General features: G+C 46.9%; 21 protein-coding genes. 6 read left to right on the top strand and 15 right to left on the bottom strand.

The window, feature by feature from the left end; translation table 11 throughout:
- Nucleotides 1-123: 123 nt before the first annotated feature.
- Complete coding sequence (locus tag PKH29_09295; protein ID HNX15032.1) at nt 124-2,148, bottom strand: AAA family ATPase; 2,025 nt, start codon at nt 2,146-2,148, stop codon at nt 124-126.
- A 415-nt stretch (nt 2,149-2,563) separates the two neighbouring features.
- Here PKH29_09295 and PKH29_09290 point away from each other — a divergent pair, with 415 nt between their 5' ends.
- The 3 genes from PKH29_09290 to PKH29_09280 are packed head-to-tail and all read left to right on the top strand — an operon-like array spanning nt 2,564 to nt 4,529.
- The gene (locus PKH29_09290) at nt 2,564-3,256 is read left to right on the top strand and encodes a uracil-DNA glycosylase (protein ID HNX15031.1); all 693 of its coding nucleotides are present in this window, start codon (nt 2,564-2,566) and stop codon (nt 3,254-3,256) included.
- Nucleotides 3,253-3,804 (top strand): nitroreductase family protein, encoded by a 552-nt coding sequence (locus tag PKH29_09285; GenBank protein ID HNX15030.1) that lies wholly within the window; start codon nt 3,253-3,255, stop codon nt 3,802-3,804. Before PKH29_09290 ends, PKH29_09285 begins: the two co-directional genes overlap by 4 nt.
- A complete protein-coding gene (locus tag PKH29_09280; protein HNX15029.1) occupies nt 3,801-4,529 on the top strand; it encodes a hypothetical protein in 729 nt (242 codons plus the stop codon). The genes PKH29_09285 and PKH29_09280 overlap by 4 nt, the downstream gene beginning before the upstream one ends.
- 112 nt (nt 4,530-4,641) lie before the next feature.
- Here PKH29_09280 and PKH29_09275 read toward each other — a convergent pair whose 3' ends face one another.
- Entirely contained in the window at nt 4,642-6,132 is a 1,491-nt protein-coding gene (locus tag PKH29_09275; protein HNX15028.1) for a fucose isomerase, read from the bottom strand.
- A gap of 131 nt (nt 6,133-6,263) precedes the next feature.
- On the opposite strand from PKH29_09275, the gene PKH29_09270 reads away from it, so the two are divergent.
- From PKH29_09270 to sigG, 3 genes are all read left to right on the top strand, one after another.
- Entirely contained in the window at nt 6,264-7,265 is a 1,002-nt protein-coding gene (locus PKH29_09270) for a M23 family metallopeptidase (GenBank protein ID HNX15027.1), read from the top strand.
- Complete coding sequence (locus PKH29_09265) at nt 7,253-7,837, top strand: hypothetical protein (GenBank protein HNX15026.1); 585 nt, start codon at nt 7,253-7,255, stop codon at nt 7,835-7,837. Before PKH29_09270 ends, PKH29_09265 begins: the two co-directional genes overlap by 13 nt.
- 64 nt (nt 7,838-7,901) lie before the next feature.
- Nucleotides 7,902-8,672 (top strand): RNA polymerase sporulation sigma factor SigG, encoded by a 771-nt coding sequence (gene sigG, locus PKH29_09260; protein HNX15025.1) that lies wholly within the window; start codon nt 7,902-7,904, stop codon nt 8,670-8,672.
- Nucleotides 8,673-8,724: 52 nt separating this feature from the next.
- On the opposite strand, the gene PKH29_09255 is transcribed toward sigG, so the two are convergent.
- From PKH29_09255 to PKH29_09195, 13 genes are all read right to left on the bottom strand, one after another.
- On the bottom strand, nt 8,725-9,711 hold the full coding sequence (locus PKH29_09255) for a PfkB family carbohydrate kinase (protein ID HNX15024.1): 987 nt from the start codon (nt 9,709-9,711) through the stop codon (nt 8,725-8,727).
- A complete protein-coding gene (locus tag PKH29_09250) occupies nt 9,704-10,678 on the bottom strand; it encodes a hypothetical protein (GenBank protein ID HNX15023.1) in 975 nt (324 codons plus the stop codon). Before PKH29_09250 ends, PKH29_09255 begins: the two co-directional genes overlap by 8 nt.
- A 92-nt stretch (nt 10,679-10,770) precedes the next feature.
- A complete protein-coding gene (locus PKH29_09245; protein ID HNX15022.1) occupies nt 10,771-11,562 on the bottom strand; it encodes an HAD family hydrolase in 792 nt (263 codons plus the stop codon).
- Nucleotides 11,563-11,568: 6 nt separating this feature from the next.
- Nucleotides 11,569-12,429: an amidohydrolase family protein gene (locus PKH29_09240; GenBank protein HNX15021.1), complete on the bottom strand. Its 861-nt coding sequence runs from the start codon at nt 12,427-12,429 to the stop codon at nt 11,569-11,571.
- A 50-nt stretch (nt 12,430-12,479) separates the two neighbouring features.
- Entirely contained in the window at nt 12,480-13,745 is a 1,266-nt protein-coding gene (locus tag PKH29_09235; GenBank protein ID HNX15020.1) for a DegT/DnrJ/EryC1/StrS family aminotransferase, read from the bottom strand.
- The gene (locus PKH29_09230) at nt 13,738-15,006 is read right to left on the bottom strand and encodes a tetratricopeptide repeat protein (GenBank protein ID HNX15019.1); all 1,269 of its coding nucleotides are present in this window, start codon (nt 15,004-15,006) and stop codon (nt 13,738-13,740) included. The genes PKH29_09235 and PKH29_09230 overlap by 8 nt, the downstream gene beginning before the upstream one ends.
- 699 nt (nt 15,007-15,705) lie before the next feature.
- Nucleotides 15,706-17,355, bottom strand: a complete 1,650-nt coding sequence (locus PKH29_09225; GenBank protein ID HNX15018.1) for an ATP-binding protein — start codon at nt 17,353-17,355, stop codon at nt 15,706-15,708.
- Between the two features lie 31 nt (nt 17,356-17,386).
- The gene (locus PKH29_09220) at nt 17,387-18,055 is read right to left on the bottom strand and encodes a response regulator transcription factor (GenBank protein HNX15017.1); all 669 of its coding nucleotides are present in this window, start codon (nt 18,053-18,055) and stop codon (nt 17,387-17,389) included.
- A gap of 37 nt (nt 18,056-18,092) precedes the next feature.
- Nucleotides 18,093-18,743, bottom strand: coding sequence for a phosphate signaling complex protein PhoU (gene phoU, locus PKH29_09215; protein HNX15016.1), 651 nt, complete (start codon nt 18,741-18,743; stop codon nt 18,093-18,095).
- Nucleotides 18,743-19,495: a phosphate ABC transporter ATP-binding protein PstB gene (gene pstB / locus PKH29_09210; protein ID HNX15015.1), complete on the bottom strand. Its 753-nt coding sequence runs from the start codon at nt 19,493-19,495 to the stop codon at nt 18,743-18,745. Before pstB ends, phoU begins: the two co-directional genes overlap by 1 nt.
- 45 nt (nt 19,496-19,540) lie before the next feature.
- Nucleotides 19,541-20,392, bottom strand: a complete 852-nt coding sequence (gene pstA, locus PKH29_09205; GenBank protein HNX15014.1) for a phosphate ABC transporter permease PstA — start codon at nt 20,390-20,392, stop codon at nt 19,541-19,543.
- Nucleotides 20,393-20,406: 14 nt separating this feature from the next.
- Nucleotides 20,407-21,258: a phosphate ABC transporter permease subunit PstC gene (pstC, locus tag PKH29_09200; GenBank protein HNX15013.1), complete on the bottom strand. Its 852-nt coding sequence runs from the start codon at nt 21,256-21,258 to the stop codon at nt 20,407-20,409.
- 82 nt (nt 21,259-21,340) lie between these two features.
- Nucleotides 21,341-21,539: substrate-binding domain-containing protein (locus PKH29_09195; protein ID HNX15012.1), on the bottom strand; the 199-nt coding region annotated here is incomplete at its 5' end.

The raw sequence follows: 21,539 nt of genomic DNA, 5'->3' as shown, positions 1-21,539 counted from the left end.
TATCAATGAGATTCTTTCTTATCTTTTTTGTAACACATCATTGACAAACCAACATTTATAATAAAAATCGGTTTTATAACCACTGTTTATTAAGAATGTTCGTTTACAGAACAAGTTGCCCGCTCATTGGACGACGATATCTTTTTCGGGAAGCCATGCTTTGAGATCGATCCCGGCATCTAAGCGCTCCGAAATTAATATCAATTTATGCAAAGCACGCGTCGAACCGATGTAAAGGCGATTGGTACCGCCGGATTTTTGATCGATCAGCTTGTCGGCGTCATAGATAAAAACGCAGTCAAACTCAAGACCTTTTACTTGATCGATTTCAAAAACAGAGAGTGCACAATCAGGTTTCAGGCAATTCACGGCGATGCTAAATCCGGATTTTTGCAACGCCGACGACAGCGATATGCAGCTTTCGGCATCGGGTACGATAACGGCCATAGTATTCCATCGATGATTATCCGTTTCTGCGTGAAGCAGCTTTTCAAAATCGGAATATTTTTCAATTATGTTTGAACACAAATACCATTGAACGGGATCGCCGTGACGCTGAACGGACAGTATTTCGGGGTGTTTGATGACGCGTTTGGAAAACTCGACAATTTCATAAGTGGAACGATAGCAATTAAAAAGTTGTATCACTTCGGCTTTTTCGTTGAAAACTTGCCGGATGAGTTCCAGATCGTTTTGCGTGAACAGAAGTGATTGATTAAAATCGCCGACGGCTAAAAAGGGACAACGATATCGGGCGCGCAGCACGGCATGTTGTAAAAGAGTCAGGTCCTGCAGTTCATCGACAATCAAATACTTTATACTTTGGTTGGTATTTGAACGAAACAGGATGTGCTGTAAAAGAAGCGCGATATCCATGTCGATACCTTGACAGCTGTCGTTCAGCCGGATGCCCTTCTCACAACCGAGCCATTGGACAAAATCATCATACGCACTTTGCAGCGTCAGTTCTTTGTACATACGGTTAAGCTGGGTGAAAAGGTGCTTAAAAAATTCCTTTTTCTCTTCCTCATAAAAAAGTGGACCATAGCTTTCCCGGAGTTCCATACGCACCTGCTGCATTCGGGCAAAAAGTGGCAGTTCGCTGTATGTATACCAAAAAAGGCGTGACAATTCCTCTTTTGTTATCATCAGTGTGATGAATGTGATATTTTCAAGTTGAAAACATTTTGCTTTTAAAAATTCGACATATTCATTCAAAGACATCAAAAGGGTGTATTGTTCATGCACAGTCAGATTGGCGGGCAGGAAACCATAATCCATTTTTGTGAAGAATGAGATATCGTTGCGCAGATCGTCATAAGAACAAAGCGGTATATTATCTTCGTTCAAGCTTGGCAGTACGCCGGAGATATATTGATGCAAATATTTTTTCGGAGAGATAAACGCCATTTGCTCCGATTTTAAGGAAGCGTTTTTATAAAGTAAAAACGCAGCCCGGTGTAAAGCGATAGACGTTTTCCCGGAACCTGCCGGGCCGATAATAAATGCGGACACATTCAAACCGAGCCGTATCACCCGGTTTTGTTCTTTTTGTAAAGAAGCGGCGATATTTTTCATTTCATGAGTGGCGTTTTGTTTCAAATAGTAAAACAATAAGGTATCATAAACAGGCGAATCGATCTCTGTTACGGCTTTGATTTCCCCGTTTTGAACGAGAATCTGCGTTTTATCGGTCATTTCAGCTTCGATCGGACCGGAAGGACTCTGATAAACGCACATGCCGATATCGCCCTCATAAAACAAACCTGCCACGGGCGAGCGCCAATCCAAGACCAAAGACAGACCATTTTTTTCGTCGTACAACTCTCTAAGACCGATATAATACGTTTCGGGGGAACCCTCATGTTTAAAAATAAGAGTCATTTCCCCGAAAAAAGGAGACAAAAGCGCCCTGTTTAACTGCTTGATTTCTTTTGCGGTGGTATTTCCGAAGAAATCATCCAGTTCCGTTTTTTGTGCCCAATACGCCTTCTCGTTTTTGTTTACATCAATATTTTGCAGGTTGTTCCAAATGTAAGTCACATTCTCTTTTCGCTCGGCAATCATTCTTCTTAACTCGCTACTGAGTTTACCGATTTGATCGTTGATGTACTGCTTCACAAGTGTCAGATACTTTTGTTCCTGCATGAAATACCTCGATTCATTTTATTTTGATGTTGCTGTAATGCGGTTTTTCCGACAGTGAAGCCCTCCCCTTTTTATAACATCTCTTGGTAAAGTGTTGATATAAAAAGAAATCCATTTCATAGTTTAATTTATCAATATCTATAAGCGTCCCGGATAATTTCATGTAAGTTGTAATTCTATGCTGTTTTTATCGATTTGTCAACTTATTATAAATTATAAGAATTTGTACGTTTTGCATTGCTTACAAAACTAATTTGTTATTACTTTAACAGACGGATTAGTTTTTGATATTAACATGGATGATGAAATCGGAGCGATAACAAGACGGTTAAGCGCAATCCGATCTGTAAAATAAAATTTCGATTGACCCTTTCGGGCCGAACGGCTATAATTGGAACGAACGGGAGGTGCGCGGATGGTTTGTATCGGAAACGAATGGGATGACTTGCTTGCCGGGGAATTCGAAGCGCCTTACTACCAGAAACTGCGGCAGTTTTTAAAAACGGAGTATTCCCATTTTAAAATCTACCCGAGCATGTTTGATATCTTCAACGCTCTCAAATATACACCTTATTCCAAAGTCAAAGTCGTTATTCTCGGCCAGGACCCCTACCACGGCGCAGGACAGGCGCATGGACTTTGCTTTTCGGTGAAAAGAGGCATAGAACCACCCCCTTCCCTCAAAAATATCTTTGCCGAGATCAAGTCCGACCTCGGAATCGACTCTCCGAATCACGGAGAATTGACCTCCTGGGCGAGACAAGGCGTGCTGCTGCTCAATACGGTACTCACGGTGCGAGAGGGTATGCCGAACAGTCATAAAGGAGCCGGATGGGAGTTTCTGACCACAAAAATTGTAGAGCTTCTCAATGAAAACCCGAATCCCATTGTGTTTTTGTTATGGGGTGCAAACGCCCGGGCAAAAGAGCCGCTTCTGACTAGTCCCAATCATCTGGTGTTAGCCACGGTTCATCCGAGCCCGCTTTCGGCTTATAACGGCTTTTTCGGATGCAGACACTTTTCCAAAGCAAACGACTTTCTCGCCAAGAACGGCGTCGAACCGGTCAATTGGCAGATCGAAAACATGCTGTGCGAGGTGACAAAATAATGGAATTTTTTGAACTTATTCAAAAGCGCGAGAGCTGCCGTAATTTTAAAGTTACGCCGGTTGAAAACGAAAAGCTGCGCCGTTGTGTCGAAGCCGCACGGTTGGCTCCGTCGGCTTGCAACTCCCAGCCGTGGCGCTACATCGTCGTAAACGATCCCGAACTCAGCCCGAAAGTCGCGAAATGCGTTCAGGATATGGGTATGAACAAATTTACAAACGGCTGTCCGGCATTTGCGGTTGTGCTCGAAACAGGTGCGAATTTGATGTCCCGGCTCGGGGGTAAAGTCACAGATCAAAAATATGCACCTCTGGATGTCGGAATTTCGGTGGCGCATTTCTGTCTGGAAGCGACCGACCTCGGACTTTCCACTTGCATTCTCGGTTGGCTCAACGAGGGTAAACTGAAAGAACTATTCAACATACCTAAAAACGAGCGCGTCCGCGTGGTGTTAGCCATCGGTTATGCGGCAAACGATACACTTCGGACAAAGCAGCGTAAACCGCTTGAAGAAATCGCGGAATTCCACATTTCGGAGGTTAAGAAATGAATTCACACGAAATCGCTTTAATTATCGCTGTTATCGTCGAATTACTCGGCGTCGTATTTTTGGCTATGTTTTCGTTTATCAGATTACAGGGAACACTGCGCATTTTCGTTGTCGGGTTATTCATTTTTCTGATCGCAGACGCGGTAAATTACGGCGCAAAACAACTTGCGACAACAAACGCGGCATTTGATGTCAATTCATACGGAATTCAGTTGATCATTTTTGTGATTCAGGCAATCGTATTGGCTTTCGGCGCTTATTTCGGTACTAAACTTTTTGTGAATTATTCTTATCGGTTAAGGGATTTTTTCACGATCGGCGCCGGTGCCGCATCTTTAAAACTACTAATTTCCGCAAAAGATCATTTCAGTTATCTGCAGATTTTGCTTGGGAATTATACCGTAACCGAGGGGGGGCTGACCGCTGAACAATATCGTCTAAACGCAGACTTGCTTCTGCAAAAACCGATCGGTGAGTTTTATATCTTTTTGTTGGAATCTATTTTTATCGCTGTTATCATTTTACTGAGCGCTTATCTTGCCTCCGGTGCATTAGGCCGCGAAGAAGATTCGAGTGTATATATCATCATCGGAGCCGGCGTTTATGTCATCTTTAGTGCAGCTTATACGGCTCTTTCCTTGTTTGTCTCTATATGGCTTGCGCTGGTCGTCGGAATTGCCGCTGTAGTCGGTTCGATACTTGTTTTAAGAAGCGAACGAGAGTAAAAACTATCGTCTTGAGTGCAGCATCGTATGCGATACTGAGTTGATGGATTGAACCTATTAAGAAAAAATGCAAAGGGCCGCGGTTTTTACCGCGGCTCTTGTTTATTCTGGATTATCTGAACGGATTCTCCGTTTTATAAGGCAGCGATGCAGGTTGGTTGTAGCTGATGTCTTCGATACCGAGCAGCTTTAAAACTTCGAACAGGGTTTTTCCGACATGCGCGAAGCCGATACCGGCGTGGTGCGGGAAGTGCTTTCCGATTAATACATGCCGGTAAAAACGCGCCATCTCCGGAATCGCCAATACACCGATGCCGCCGAATGAACAGGGGTCAATGTCAAGAATCTGCCCCTGTGCGATATAGCTTGCGATATGTCCCTCGGCAGCACCTTGAATACGGAACATCGTAATAACGCCGGGTTTGAGTTGCCCCTCAAGCGTGCCGCGGCTGGCGTTGGGTTCGCCGTCCGGTTCGATCAAGCGCTTCATAATCAGCTGATACTTTAGAGCGCCGGTCTTTGGTTTGAGATTGCACACGGATGTGTTTCCGCAGTGGAAACCCATAAACAAGTCTTCATGGGTGAAGTCACCGATAGTGCGGTGATTTTTTTTCACCATATCCGCCGGGACGGAGTTGTTGACGTCGAGCAGCGTCGGTGTTGCCCCGGTCGCAAGATAAAGCATATATTCAGACAGCGCACCGTAGGAATCAGTCTCGCAGGCAACCGGGTAGCCCTTTGCGGCAAGGCGGGAGTTGACATAACAAGGCACAAAGCCGAACATCGTCTGAAATGCCGGCCAGCACTTGTTGGCAAATACGCCGTATTCGCAGATGCCGAGATTCTTTTCGAGCCAATCGATTAGGGTGATTTCGTATTGCGCCAGTTTATCGAGTACCGAGGGATAATTGTTTCTGCCCTCAAGTTCATTTTCCATCTCTGCTTTGATCTGCGCAATCCGTGCGTCACCCGCGTGTTTCAGATAGGAGTCATAGAGGTCGAGTTCCGAGTTTTCCTGTATCTCGACACCGAGGTCAAACAACTGTTTGATTGGGGCATTACATGCAATAAAATTAAACGGTCTTGGTCCAAATGAAAAAATTTTCAATTTCTTTATGCCGACAATCACACGGGCGACCGGAACGAACTCTTCAATCATCTTTGCCACGGCATCGGGAGTTCCTATCGGATATTCAGGAATATAAGCCTTGACCTTACGCAAACCGAGATTCAATGAGGCGTTCAACATTCCGCAATAAGCGTCTCCGCGGTTGCCCATCAGGGCGTCCGCGCTGTTTTCCTCGGCCGCGGCGGCGAACATGAGCGGTCCGTCAAAACGCTGCGCAAGCATAGTCTCAGGGCCTTCCGGGCCAAAATTCCCCAGGAAGACGACCATAGCGTTCACGCCCGCGTCTTTCAGTTGGGAGAGCGCTTTCGGAACATCTGGCTCATCCACGATGATTTGAGGGCATTCGAAAACAGATAAATTGAGTTTTTTGCATTCCGCGATAACGGCAGAACGTCTCACTCTGGATAAATCTTTAGGAAAACAATCACGGCTGACCGCGACGATTCCGAGTTTAACAGTCGGTGCGTTTTGCATATATATTACCTCCTTTAAAGCTGAAATAAGTTTAGCATTCTCTCAATACTCTGTCAAGTTCATTTTTTCACGCAGACGTTCATATATTTTCCTTGTAGTATGTGAGCGTGTACTGAGCAAGAAAAGGATGGATGATGGATATGACCCCATACAGGCGTTATAATAAGCCGCAAAGCGACCGTGATAAACAATCAGATACCCAGCCGAAGAAAGCACCGTTATCGGTTTTCGAATTGCAGTGCATTACCGTATTTCTTATTATAGCCGCACTGCTGCTTTTAAAGGCTTTTGCTGCCGAGATGTTTGAAAAAATTAACGGTTTCCTCAGCGGCGCTCTCGGCGAAAAATCGTCTTCCGTTACTTCTTCAAGTGATACTTCTTCCAGGACGACAGCAGAACAACTCTCCGACTACATCGCCGGGCTGACACAGAGTTCACCGACCGAGACGTCTGTGCCCGAAACTTCATCGATCCAAGATACAGACGTCCCGGAGAATGCCACTGCATCCGATCTTGCCGATTTCCTTTCCGGTTTATCGGCGGCAGGCGGCGATACCTTGAGCACACAAGCAGTCAGTATCAGCGATTACAAGATCGAAAACGAGCAAGCTGTTAGTTATTATGGGGATTTGGTACCTTTGTCGCTGCTGACCGAGACCGATACCAAAAAAACCGATAGTTTTGCCCAAAAAGCCGAGGGCGGCCTGCTGAAAGCGCCGGATGGCTGTAGTTTTGAACCCTACTTTTGCGACATTAAATTAAATGCTCCTCTATCAGGAAAGATCTACAGTAAATTTGGTTATCGTTATCATCCGATCACAGGTTTATTCGGCTTTCATACCGGAGTGGATATCGCCGCAAATTCCGGATCAGCTATTTACGCTGCGGCTGCAGGTAAGGTCATCGAACGCGGCTACAGCGATGTCTGGGGTAACTACATGCTGATCGAGCACAGTGACAGTACAGATACTTTTTACGCTCATTGTAAAAAACTATTAAAAAGCAAAGGTGCGAAAGTAAAAAGCGGTGAGAGGATCGCAACTGTCGGAAGCACTGGATGGGCTACCGGGCCGCATCTGCATTTCGAAGTTCGGCTTAATAAAGTCAATATGGACCCCGAATGGATTTTATAAAAAATCAGATTAACATCACAATCAGTTTTTGGGCGGTCGCGGCTTTAGGTGCAGCTGTCTGCATCGACAGAGCGGCCGTTTTTATTCTGCTCTGTGCTATCATCCATGAATTAGGACATCTCTTCTTTTGCTTACTGCTGCATGCGCCAATTGAGGAGTTTAACCTTACAATAATCGGTATCGGTCTGATAAAAAGTCGAGTTTCATCTCAATGGGAAATAATGATAACCGCAGCCGGCCCGTTATTCGGATTGCTTTTTGCTGCAGTAGCTTATATTGGCGGATATCGTACAATCGGCGCGTATTCTTTGATCCTTTCCGCAATCAATCTGCTCCCGGTTCCTCCGCTGGATGGAGATCGGATTTTACGGGAAATACTACCTCCGACCGCAATTTTGTTAATAAATATTTGTATTTTACTAATTCTGCTCGTCTTCGGAATATATATATCTATCAATTATTTAAGCTTTACAACATTGTTTTTTTCATTACTGATGATTTGCAGTTTTTTCGGGAAATATTCTCAAAATATTTCTTCTAAAATGTTCCGAGATTTACACCGTAAATTTTGAATTTTCAACCCTGTTTCGGCAAATACTTATTGCGTTGAAATTACGCCGAATGGGAGGGATTCACTTGCAAAACAGCAAGGTCGAGATCAGCGGAATCAACACATCTAAGCTGAAAACCCTCACCCAGAGCGAAAAATCCAATCTCATGCAGCGAGCAAAAACCGGCGATAAAGCCGCACGGGAAGATCTCATCAATGGCAATCTAAAACTCGTTTTAAGTGTCATCCAGCGCTTTACGAATCGTGGAGAAAATCCGGATGATTTGTTTCAAGTCGGCTGTGTAGGTTTGATTAAAGCCATTGATAACTTTGACGAAGGACACGGTGTGATGTTATCCACTTATGCGGTCCCGATGATTATCGGTGAAATAAGGCGGTTTTTGCGTGACAATAATCCAATTCGCGTCAGCCGTTCCACCAAGGATTTGGCATATAAAGCCATGCAGGTCAAAGAGAAACTGACCAATTCTCTGTCCCGTGAACCAACCGTGGAAGAAATCGCAAAAGAACTAAATATTCCAAAAGAAGAAATTGTCATTGCGCTCGAATCGCTGGTCAACCCCGTGTCCTTATACGATCCCGTTTTTTCGGACTCCGGTGATACGCTTTATATCATGGACCAGATCAGCGACAAGAACGACGACAACGCCTGGCTAAATGAAATTTCACTGCGTGAGGCTATTAATGCCCTAAATGTCCGCGAAAAACAGATTCTCTCCCTTCGGTTTTTTGAAGGAAAAACGCAGATGGAAGTTGCTTCGGAGATCGGCATCTCCCAGGCTCAAATTTCTCGTCTCGAAAAAGGCGCATTAAAAAAAATTAAAAAGCAAATTTAATCGAACGTAAGGGCGGTTTTGACCGTTCGCAACAATTGCAATATTAACAGTATTATTTTAACAACTCAATAATTTCTTCGCGCGTCGCGGTTCCCGTGACGCCGATTTTTTTAATCGTAACAGCAGAGGCTGCCGAGGCGACTTCCGCGCAGGTAACCGGGTCGCAGCCGGTCGCGGACATACAGGAAAACGCTGAATTGAATGTGTCCCCCGCACCGCATATATCAATCGGTCCTACTACCTTTTTGGCCGGAATATGTGCCGCGTTTTTACCGTCGCAATATAAACAGCCGTCTTCGCCCAACGTCAACAAGACCTTGCAATGCTTGGCGTTGGCAAAATTGAGCGCATAAATTTCGTATTGGTTTAATTCGAGCGAATTGATGCCGAACGCGCGACAAAACTCGGTTTCGTTGGGTTTGACAGTCACATAGTTGAATTTCCCGATATTATTCCGACTGTCAACAACAACTAATTTCCTGCTTTTGCCGATCTCACAGATCAAATTTCGCACCTTTTGGCTGATCACGCCGTTTTCAAACTGGTCGCAAACACAGATTATGTCGGCTTTTTCGGCCATTTTTTTAAGTTCATCGATAATATATTCTTCACTCTCGGCGGAAATCGGCCTGTCCGCGCAAAAATCGAGACGCGGATCCTCATAAACCGTATCGGAAAGCCCATGCCTAATCGGCTTGCAATAGGCGTTAGTCATGCGGTCTCTTTCACAGATTAAGCCGGTCGTGTCCGCGCCGATTTCGGCAAATTTGCTTTCCATCAGCATCCCGCGCCAATCGTCGCCGCGTACTCCGCAGACATAAATTTTCTCTGGTTTAAGCGCGGCGATATTTGCGGTTACGTTGCCTGCGGCGCCAAGATAAACCTGTTCTTTATAAACCGGCAGCGGAAAATGCGGAGTCTCGCGGGAGAGCTCGCTTCTCTTCATATCCGCGTGCCAGTAGATATCGACACAAAAATCGCCGATCACGCCGATTTTTACCCGTTCAATCCGGGATAACAATTCTTTGATCTCAGCCACGGCGCATTTCCTCCGCGATTTTATCATACAGCGTCGGAATCGTCGCAAGGTGATTTCCGACAAAGTGCCAGCCCTTGCCGCCCATACTGGTGGGTCGGTTTACAATGTTTTTACGCGGCCTGTAATAATAATTCGGGTCGTCGTAACCGATCATTTTACGGAAATCGCCAAGGTCGGTCAGGTCAAAATTTGCGGTTGTGATGCGGAAAGTCGGATAGCCGAGATTACGCGAAATCGAGAGTGCTTTTAAAAACACCTCAGGGCCGATGACCGATGAACCGAAATTCAGATAAACGCCGCCGTCGAGCTGCGAGACGCTGTAACACATCCTTTTAAAATCAATCCCGCTGCACTTTCCGATGTCCTCCATGCGGCAAGTCGGGTGCTGGTGGATGATGTCGGTTCCGAGTGCGATGTGATAAGTTGCGGGGATATCGTGTTGATAGCATTGATAGAGTACACAGTCGTCCCGGAACGGAAACTTCTGCGGGTTTCGGTCGATGTATCTGCCGAGCGCTTCCCCATAACCGATGCCGTCTTTTGCACCCGCCGAGATCGCTTCGTTCATCCAGGCACCGGTCTCCTCCCACATGCCGAATGAGCCATCTTCGATGGCGGTCGGAACGTCTTCGCTGGTGCCGCCGAGGTAGCACAGTTCAAAATCATGAATGCTGCCGGCGCCGTTCGACGCGACATGGGTGATAATTCCCATCTTGATCAGTTTGATGATGTATCTTGAAAGGTTATTTTTAATTACATGAGCACCCATGCTCCAAATCACCGATCGACTGTTTTTACGCGCGGTTAAAATACGCTCGACAAGCTCGTCAAAACCGTCAGCGGAAAACTCCGGATGCGGTGTGACGCCGGGAGTCATCAATCCTTCGATGGTGACCAGATTGATCCGGTCTTTGGCCGAATACATCTTAAGACACGAGGTATCGAGTTGCTTATCCCTGTTGCCCATTTATGACCATCCTTCTGCTTATTGGGATGTTTGGTTCTTCTTTCAAAGTAAAAAGAACCAAACTCCGGTTTGAAAAATTTATTTTTCAAACTTTATATCCACTCCAAAATCTCATCCAGATTTCCGAAGTCGCCGACAATCGCATGCGCGCCGGCAGCTGTAAGGCGATATTGCTTTACAGGATTAATTCCTTGCCTTGCTTGTTCATCGGAAGCGACGCCGAGTGTCAGCGCGCCGTTATCGCGCCCGAGCCGGATTTCGACCTTGCCGTCGCCGATCACGATCATCTCGCTGTTTTCATGCAACAGCCGGTTGATGACCTCCTCTTTGGAACATTGTTCAGAATGCGGCTTAGAACCCGCGATTTCGTCAAAGTATTTCGCGAGCCCGAGTGCAGTCGCCTCTTTGATCACGTCTTCTTCATCAGTGCCGCTGGCAGCGAACAACTTGATTCCTCGGCTTTTCAAAGATTTTAAAAAGTCCTCAGAGCCGCGAATCAAATAGGTGTCGCGTACAATTTCATCCTTGACCAGCTTGTCCCGTTCCACAGCCACATACTCCATCAAACGCCGGTTGTATTCCGCCTTGTAAAACCACGGATCATCCGATGCATTGGCATTAAAGCCGTATTCCTTTACAGCGTTAGTCAACCATTTCATCTGTCCGATGGTTTGAATACCGGTCGATTCGTCAACATAAGCGTAAATATCAGCTTTAATCTTGTCGCTTTCAGCCTTGGACAGCTGTTTATCGCCCACGATACACTCATACATCAGCGGGCGCATGACTTCCTCCCAGCCGCAGCGCAGCGTCGATAGGGTGCCGTCAAAGTCAAAGATGGCGCATTTGATCGCCTTTTTCTCATGCGAATGTAAAATGATCATAAATCCTCAGTTCAACGGCACGAGCTTCAATGCGTTTTTATAATAGATTTTATCTAATACTTCCTGCGGCAGGTTGAGCGTTGCCAAAACCTCTTGATGCCGATTGTCGAAATAGTCGCGGCCGTAGAGCACGCGATCCTGATAAGTGATCAGGAATTGGCGTGCGAATTCATGGTCACGATCGAGCGAATTTGCACCCGAACCCGCTGACATATCGCAATAGAGATTCGGGTATTTATCGAGCATTTCAATCAGTTTGCCGCCCGGAAGCACTTTTCCGGTGGGATAAGGGACTTTATTATATTGATCGTCGCCCGAGATGTGCGCCCAGAAACCGGGAGCATGGCCTAAGAAATTGGTCTCGGGGCATTTGCCAACCGCGCGTTCTAACGCGTCGATGCCGCCGCCGTACCACCAGTTCGGGTAAGGATAACCGCCATTGTCGAATTCATAATCGATATGGACAAGAACCGGCATGCCCTGCTTGCCGCAGTATCGGAACATTCGGATCGCATCGAAATTGTCATACATCATCCGAAGTTTAATCTCGCCGTATACTCGGACATCGTAGAGTGCTTTCGCTGCTTCTAAACGGTCGATCGCACACGGTTTTCTGGGATCGGGCGCATAACCGAGTACAAAGCGGTCGGGTGCTTTCAGCTTATAGGCCAAACAATTTTCAAACGGGATCGGTCCGACGCCCGGTTTGTGTGAAAACACATGCAGCGTTCGCGGATCAAATTCCTCATCCGGGCACTCCCAGGATAAAATCCAGGTCATATCGATTCCGCGCTCATCCATATTTGCGATGAATCTGTCAAAGTTATATCCATACCAGTCGGCATGATTGTGGTCGTCGATTCTCATGATAAAGCCTTCTTTGTTGTTTTTCTAAATGTTCAAGCAGATGTTATCTATTATTTTTTGTAGGCGTTATAGACCTTTTTAATCGCTTTGGCGGCATTGATACAGTCGGCGTCGCTCCAACTCTCGTAGATATAGAATAAAATCGTGTCCTCAATCGATTTTTTGGCAACGGGCATATCATCGAGCGTTGTGATATGATCACCGCTGATATTTTGCGGTGCTGACCACGGATAATGACCGGTGCCGAACGCACGTTGATTCTGGAACCAATCGAAAGTGAACGGCAGACCAGGATAATCGGGCAACACGTTCATATTGCATTCCGCAGCTACGGCTTTGCCGAATTCCTGTTTGGTGCAGTCGACTTTGCTGCCGTCGAAATGCAGCCGCCAGAACCAGAACGACGGTACGGAACCGGGAATGAATTCGGGCTGCTTAAGCGCTTTGACCTCTGAGATTTCCGAGAGAATCTTATTGACGACTCTGCGTCTGCCGGCGGCGATCGCTGCGGTCTTTTTAATCTGCTCGCGGCCGATTGCACAGCCGAGTTCATCAGCGTTAAAGTTCAAGGAAGCGACACAGTTAGTGCTTCCTGCCGGAAGTCCAAACGGCTTTCCGCGATCGGAGTAGCGTCTGATTTTCCAATAAAGGTCTTCGTCTTTTGTGAAGACCACACCGCCCTGCCCGCCCATGCAGGTATGTTTTCCGAACATCATCGAATAAGCTGCGATGTCGCCGAAAGTGCCGACCAGCTTACCATTCAGGGTCGCGCCGTGCGCCTGTGCGCAGTCCTCGACGACCTTGATGCCCTTGGACTTTGCGAATTCGCAGATTTTATCGATCTCGGCGGGTTCGCCTGCGATATGCGGGATAATGATTACTGAAGTGCGATTGGTGACGACTTTTTTCACGGATTCAAGATTGGTATTAAAAGAACCCGGATAAGCATCTGCCACCACCGGGATGCAGTTGCACATCACAATCGGCATAATTCCGCCCGGATCGGTAATTGGACCGACCACAACTTCGGAATAGGGCTCGGGTTCAAGCGCCCGAAGTGCCACAAAAACAGCAGTGGTCCCCCCGTTGACGGCATCGGCAAAACCGCCGCCCATCATCTCGGCGAATTCTTTGCAAAAGATCTCTTCTTCCGGACCGCCGTATCCCGGGGCTACACCTTTTGCGATGGCTTCGTCGATAATCCGGTTCGCAGCCGTTTTTTCCTCGGTGCCGAAATGGCTTCTCGGCGGGAGCGGATTCGGTACCGCTTTCGGCCCTCCGTTGATCGCCAGTTCCTTGATCAATTTCTCATTCATCTGAATTTCCTCCTTGATTGATCTGTTTTTTAAGTCTTTTTATGTGAGATTTAATCTCACGCAATTTTTCTTCTTGTCCGTTTTCGGAAAATTCGTCATGGATCATACTGAGTATATTCCCCGATGCCTCAAACAGACGCAAAGCTTCTTGAAATAAATTAAGATCATTGGCATTAATGGCAAGTTCTTCGGCCAGACGTCCCATTGTAAAATAGGTGATGTACATCCTATCATGACTCGGATGCTCCTCTATCTCAAATAGGAGCGAATACCAAGGAAGTTTCGGTTCGAGTTGTTCCAAACGGGTTGCAAAATTTTCGAGCGGTGTTAAAAATAAAATCTCAGGCGGTTCTACAACCGGTTTGAGTTTTGAAAACCGTGATGAGACATCGGCTTTTTCCCGAAACAGCGAAAGCGCCTCAACAAGACGTCCCATCGTCTCACAGAGTTTCGCAGTGTGCGTGCAGCTCGCCATCAGATGTTTCAAAGATAATTCGTCGCCATCTCTAACGGCGAGCCGGCGGTTGATTTCCAGCGCCTTATTATAATTTTCAAGCGCACGGTCATACTCTTTTTTCAGTTCAAAAATACCGCCGATTTTGATCAGACAATTTGCGGTTTCTCGGCGAGCGTCGGACTTATAGTCATTTTCAGCGTAGATATAAAGATCCATTGCTTCTCCATAAAGTTTAGAAGACACTTCGTAGGCTTCGATATGTTCATATGCACCGCCGAGCATATAAAGCGCATCTGCCCACCCCATCAGATCGGAAAGAGACGGTGCAGTTTCATACCCCCGCTTCATCACATCGCAGCATTTCGTTAAAAGCGCAATCGCATCATCGCTGCGGTTTGTTTTCATCAGCGAATCCGCGCAGAGTTTATATGATTTTAAAAGTCCGGTACGGTTTTCAGGTGTGTTTTGTGATGTAATCTCATTGGTTGTGAGTGCCTTTAAAAAATAACCTGCGGCATTTGAATTCTTACCAGCCCGGGAGAACGCTTTTCCGATGCGTTCACAAAAGTCTGCTTCGATATCCGGTCGGTTTGCGTGTGAAAGTGATTCGAGAGAATATCTAAACAGCGATTTTGCCTCGTTAATTTCATCTGAAAGTAAATATGCTTCTGCAGCTTCGGCTTGTCTCTTTGCCAATTCGATAAAGCTTTCGTCACTTTTTTCAAGTTCCGCATATGTGTGTGCAGTCGTTATCTGCCGCAAAAATTCGGCAACATCTTCTTGATTAATCGAACGAGTGTTCATAACATCCTCCCGTGTTTTTATATGATATCATTTTCCGTTAATCCCGTCAATCCGAATTTTAATTTCTGAAAGAATCGGTAATTCAATTTTTATTATACCAAAAAAACTCAGGTATGGATAATATTAACTGAGCGGTCGATTTTTTCACCTGAGCGGTATATAACTAAGTAATGATAGCAAATAGTTGCAAACGGCGTTTAATAAGATATAATAAATCAGAGAAGTAAGGCACTTCCGGTAAAGGAGCAGTTATGAAAGTCGGGATGATTGTTTGTGATCTCGACAGAACGCTGTTACGGACTGATAAAACGGTCTCGCCCCGTTCCGTTGAAGTCTTTGAAAATGCAAAGCCCGAGGAATTCTGACCGCCATTGCTACCGCGCGCTCGGAATGGGCTTCAAAGCGCGTCCGCGATATTTTGAAACCAGACATCTGCATTTTAAACAGCGGCGGTCTTATCATGCATAACGAAGTTGAAATCTAAAAAGAATGCTCCCGGCACAAATCATGGATGGAATTATCCGGGATTTAACAAAGAACCCGGTCGTCGGAGATATCGCTGTCGCGACAGAAGACCGTTATTTGGTCAGCTATACTTCTCCGCCTGACCACCCCGATTAACAGTTGGGCTAATTATATTGAAAATTCCACCCCCACCGGCGATGGGAGTGGAATTTTGATTTATGTTCTATTTTTAACTTACTGGAAAACAACATTAATCTCGGTGCCCTGCCCTAAGGCACTGGTCAGTTTGACCTGTGCTCCGTGCAGAAGCGCGGCGTGTTTGACGATTGAAAGGCCGAGGCCGGTTCCGCCGGTCGCCTTTGAATGGCTCTTGTCGATGCGGTAAAACCGCTCGAAAACCCGGTTTTGATGCTCCGGTGCGATGCCGATGCCGGTGTCTTTGACTGTTAACACGGGGTGCCCCTGCACTGTCTCGAGTGTGACTGTGACCAATCCGCCTTTTTTATTATAGATAATCGCGTTGTCGCAGAGATTATAGATCATCTCATGCAGCGTGTTTTCGATGCCGTTCACCGTCAAGTGCTCACCGCGTATTTCAAGTTTGACATCGCTATTTTTAGCCTTCTGTGCAAGTTCATTTACGACGTTTTCACAGATCGGAAAGAGGTCTGTTTTTCGGAATTCTTCTTTCAAACCGCCTTCGTCGAGTTTGGAGAGTTTGATGATATCTTCGATCAAAGAGAGAAGCCGTCTTGCTTCGTCATAGATCTGTTTGGTAAAGCGCGGAAAGTCCTCGGTCTTTGCAACGCCGTTGCACATGATCTCGGCATAGCCCAAAATCGATGTCAGCGGGGTTTTTAACTCGTGTGAGACGTTGGCCGAAAATTCACGGCGCATCTGTTCGGCCCGTTCGGCGTCGGTGATATCGGTGACAAACAGCACCGCCGCAAATTCGTCACTTTTACCAACGGGATCGGCGGATAATCGGTAGATATGACCGCCGCGTTCGAATTTTTGTTGTGAGGGACGACCTAAAAAGGCCTCTTCGACAGCGTGGATATAGGGAATATCGCGGCAGAATTCGAGATATCCAAGCCCTTCGGGCTCATAAGAGAAAAACACGCGTTTTGCACTGCGGTTGGCTGAGAGAATCTTGCGGTCCGCACCGAAGACAACCAGCGCTTCGCTCATTCCGTCGGTGACCTCGGAGAACTCGCGTTGTTTTTCGGAGAGCATTTGGATTTGTTCATTGATCTTTTTATTGCGTTTGTCGATGCTGACGATCAACGGTGAAAACTCCTCGTAGGCATCGGACGAGAGCGGATTTTCGGGATTAATCCGGTTGATCGGAGCAACGATGCGCTTGGTCAACAAATTTGCGGTCAGAATGATAATCAAAAGCCCGATAATCAAGATGGATATGATCATTGCAGCCATGTTATAGATGATTGCGGACATGCTTTTTAAAGTGGCGGCAATGCGCAAAATATTTTCGTCGTCCAGCCGCACGGCGTAATAATAGGTCTTTTCCTCAAGGGTCTCTGATGACCTTGTTGATTCGCCGGTGCCGTTTGTCAAAGCGGCGATGATCTCGAGGCGGTCGGAGTGGTTTTCAAGCAATGAAGCATCGACGAAGCTGTCATAAAGTACCTTGCCGTCGGGTGCAATCAAAGAGATTCGGTTCGGGCTGACTTTGCCGATCTGCCGGAGATAATCGATAGCACCTCCGCCATATGCATTAACAATGTACCCCGTCTCGATTTTGATTTCCGATTTGCGTTCATCGGTGAATTGATTATAAACAGCGCCCATGACGGCGGTCACCGTCAGCGCGAGCAATAAAAAGGATGTTAAAAAAATACTCCAAAAGATTCTCCGCTTCATCGTCTCACCCCGCATTCAACAAAAAGATATATTATTCATTTGCGATTCGGTAACCGATCCCACGCACGGTCTCGACGATCTCGCCTGCAACACCGAGTTTTGAACGCAGCGTGCCAATATGTACGTCCACCGTTCGGGTCTCGCCGTCAAAACCGTAGCCCCAGATGTTTTCAAGCAGCATATCCCGGGTCAGAACGGTTCCAGCGTTTTTCATCAGTAGCCGAAGCAGTTCGAATTCTTTAAGCGTAACCTCAATGGGCACATTGTTCACCGTGATCTGATGCGCCTTGACGTTTAGTGTAATGTTTGGAACGGAATATACCAAGTCGTCAGTTTCTTCAGCGCGCCGCAAAACTGCCTTGACGCGGGAGATCATCTCCATCATGCCGAACGGCTTTGTAATATAGTCATCCGCGCCCGAATCAAGACCGATCACTTTATCGTATTCGGCTCCTTTTGCGGTCAGCATGATCACTGGCAGCTTTTTGGTCGCGGAATTCTGACGCAGCCGTTTGAGAACCGAAATCCCATCTTCGCCGGGAAGCATAATGTCAAGCAAAATCAATTGCGGCTTTTCGGTTTTCAACGCGGCATAAAGTTCCTGAGCACTCTCGCAGCCCATGGCTTTGAAGCCGGTGTTTTGGAGTGTATAGACGACCAGTTCACGGATGCCGCGGTCATCTTCGACAACAATAATCATTTAATTTAGACATCCCTTTCGATGAGGATTTGAAAATTTAATCCGCTTCTCCGACGTGTTTTCCTGTGATCGCAAAGACCACCCATTCTGCAATATTAGTCGCGTGGTCGCCGATGCGCTCCAGATATTTTGCGATCATCAGCGTATCGAGTGCCACTTCACCGCCCTTTTTATCGCAGGCAATCAATTCGATTAAATCATTCTTGATTTTCAAAAAGAGGTCGTCCATCACATCGTCGTAGGCGATGACTGCCTGCGCGAGTTTAAGGTCGTGTTTGACAAAGGCATCAATACTATCGGTTACCATTTTGATTACAGCTTTGGCCATATCTTCAAAGTGGACGTCGTTTTTGGAATCTGACAGGTCGGTATAGGTGACCAATTCGGCGATATCTTCTGCTTGGTCGCCGATGCGTTCCATATCGGTCACCATTTTGAGAGCCGATGAGATCAGCCGCAGGTCGCTCGCAACGGGTTGCTGCTGTAAAAGCAGTTTCAGGCAAAGCCCTTCGATGTCTCGTTCTTTTTGATCGATTTCTTTCTCGATTCTGATGGCGTTTTCTGCGAGCGATAAGTCGGAATTCAATAGAGATTTCACCGAACAGGCGATTGCGTCCTCACACAAAGCACCCATAACGATTAAATCGTTATTTAAAAGTTTTAATTGTTCATCGAATTTACTGCGCATTATCCGAACCTCCCCGTGATGTAATCCTCGGTCTTTTTATTTTTCGGCGTAGAGAACATTGTCTCGGTGTCGCCGTATTCAATGACCTCGCCGAGCAGGAAAAATACCGTTTTGTCAGAAATTCGGGTCGCCTGCTGCATATTGTGGGTCACGATGATAATAGAATAGCATTTTTTTAGCTCGCTGACAAGGTCTTCTATTTTTCCGGTCGAAATGGGATCGAGTGCGGAGGTCGGTTCATCCATCAACAGGACTTCGGGTTCAACCGCGAGCGCCCGTGCGATGCAAAGCCGCTGCTGCTGTCCGCCCGATAGACCCAGCGCCGACTTTTTCAAACGGTCTTTGACTTCATCCCAGATAGCCGCGTCAACAAGCGATTTTTCTACGATTTCGTCGAGCTGCGCTTTGTTTTTAATACTGTGGGTTCGCGGCCCGTAGGCGATATTGTCATAGACGCTCATCGGAAAGGGATTGGGTTTTTGAAACACCATGCCCACCCGCTTTCGGAGCAGATTGACGTCCATTTTCCGGTCATAGATATTCTCACCGTCCAGAGCGACTTTTCCCTCGATTCGGCAGCCCTCGATCAGATCATTCATCCGGTTCAAAGTTTTGAGCAGCGTCGACTTGCCGCAGCCGGAAGGTCCGATAAAAGCGGTGATCTCCTTGCTCAGAATCGGCAGATTGACATTTTTCAATGCCTGAAAATTGCCATAATATAAGTTTAGTTGTTCGATATTGAATTTATCCATTCGGATGAACCTCTCCTTATTATAAAAAGTTTGCAAACTCGATGATCAAACTTTTTCCCTTGATAATCTCTTCGCGATAAAAGCCGACAGTGCATTGATTCCGACTACGACTATTAACAGCACCACTGCTGACGTATAGGCTTTTCCCTGAGCCAATCCCTCGTTCCAGAGGGCGTATAAGTGCACCGAGAGCGTCCGCCCGCTCCGCAGTACAGTATCGGGGATCTGTGCCACGGTACCCGCGGTATAGATCAAAGCAGCCGTCTCCCCGACGATTCTGCCGACCGAGAGCACGACGCCGGCTAAAATTCCCGGAATTGCAGAGGGGAGTACGATTTTAAATACCGTGCGAAGTTTTCCTGCACCCAGGCCGAAGCTGCCCTCGCGAAATGTGTCGGGGATGGATTTGAGCGCTTCTTCGGTGGTGCGCATGATCACCGGTAGAATCATGATCGACAGCGTTAATGCACCGGCGAGCATACTGTAACCCCATCCGAAATAGACCACGAACATCAGATATCCGAACAAGCCGTAGACAATCGACGGGATTCCGGAGAGGGTTTCTGCGGTCGTGCGCACTAATGCGACGAGTTTGTTTCCGCGTTTTGCGTATTCGACCAGATAGATCGCCGAAAAGACCCCGAGCGGAACCGCAATGAGAAGTGATATCAGCGTCATCGTGACGGTGTTGATGATAGCCGGAACAACCGAGGCATTTTCAGAAGTATATTCGGGCGAAAACAAGTCGAGTGAGATATTCGGTATGCCTTTGAAAAGGATGTATGCGATGACAAAAGCAAGAGCGGATAAGGTGAGAATCACCGCGATGTAAACGATGGTTCTTAAAAAAACGGACTGCGCTTTTGCTCTTTTACGCTCTTTTTCAAATCGGGAGATCTTTTCAGTTACGTTCACAGTTTTGACCTCCTTTTCAGAATGGAGAACAGCAGATTGATGATCAGGATGAACACGAACAGCACGACGCCGGTGGCAATCAAAGCGTTATAATGCAAATCGGCCGCGTAACCCATCTCGATGACAATGTTCGAGGTCAGAGTCCGCAGCCCCTTTGTGATTCCGGTCGGCATAATCGGTTGATTTCCGGCGACCATGACCACCGCCATCGTCTCGCCAATGGCGCGTCCTACGCCCAAAATCACCGCAGCCGATACGCCTGATTTCGCCGCCGGCAGCATGGAGAAAAATACGCTTCGTTCATGACTGGCTCCGAGTGCGAGCGACCCTTCATAATAGCTTTCGGGTACCGCGCGGATTGCCGCCTCTGAGACGCCGATGATCGTGGGCAAAATCATGATGCCGAGCACGACCGATGCGGCAAGCATGGAAGAACCGGTTCCTCCAAACATGTTTCTGATTGTCGGAACGATGACCATCAATCCAAAGAAGCCGTAGACAACCGACGGAATTCCGGCAAGTAAATCCACCGCGGGTTTCAGGATTTTATGAAGTTTAGGCGGACAGAACCGAGCCATAAAGACCGCTGTGAGAATTCCAATCGGAACGCCGATCACAAGCGCTCCCGCCGTGACATAGATGCTGCCCATGATCATCGGGAGAATCCCGTAAATATCGTTCTCCGGCTTCCACTTCGTTCCCGAGAGGAAGTTCCAAAGTCCGATTTCCTTCATCGCCGGGATGCCGTTGGCGAACAAGAAAAGACAGATCATCAGCACGGCTAAAATCGCAAAGCAGGCGCAGAGGAGGAATACTATTTTCATTGCGGCTTCTTTGAATTTAATCATCTTAGATTTTTGATCCTTTCACAGCAAGGTTTGAAAATTCCTTTTCAAACCTCGCTTCATTGATGTATTTTTGGATACTTTATCAAGCAATGTCCTGCCAGTTCAGGATGGTTCCGGTGTAGATGCCTTTGACCTGATCTTTGGTCATATTATCAATTGTATTCGCGGGATTTACGATGACTGCGATGCCGTCGAGTGCGATGACGGTTGAGGTGAGGCCTCCGGCGAGTTCGGTATCTTTGAGCTCACGGGATGCCATTCCGATGTCACAGACACCGTCG

The organism is Oscillospiraceae bacterium, from assembly GCA_035353335.1.
Classification (GTDB): Bacteria; Bacillota; Clostridia; order Oscillospirales; family JAKOTC01; genus DAOPZJ01.
This window is presented reverse-complemented; position numbering and strand designations above follow the sequence as displayed.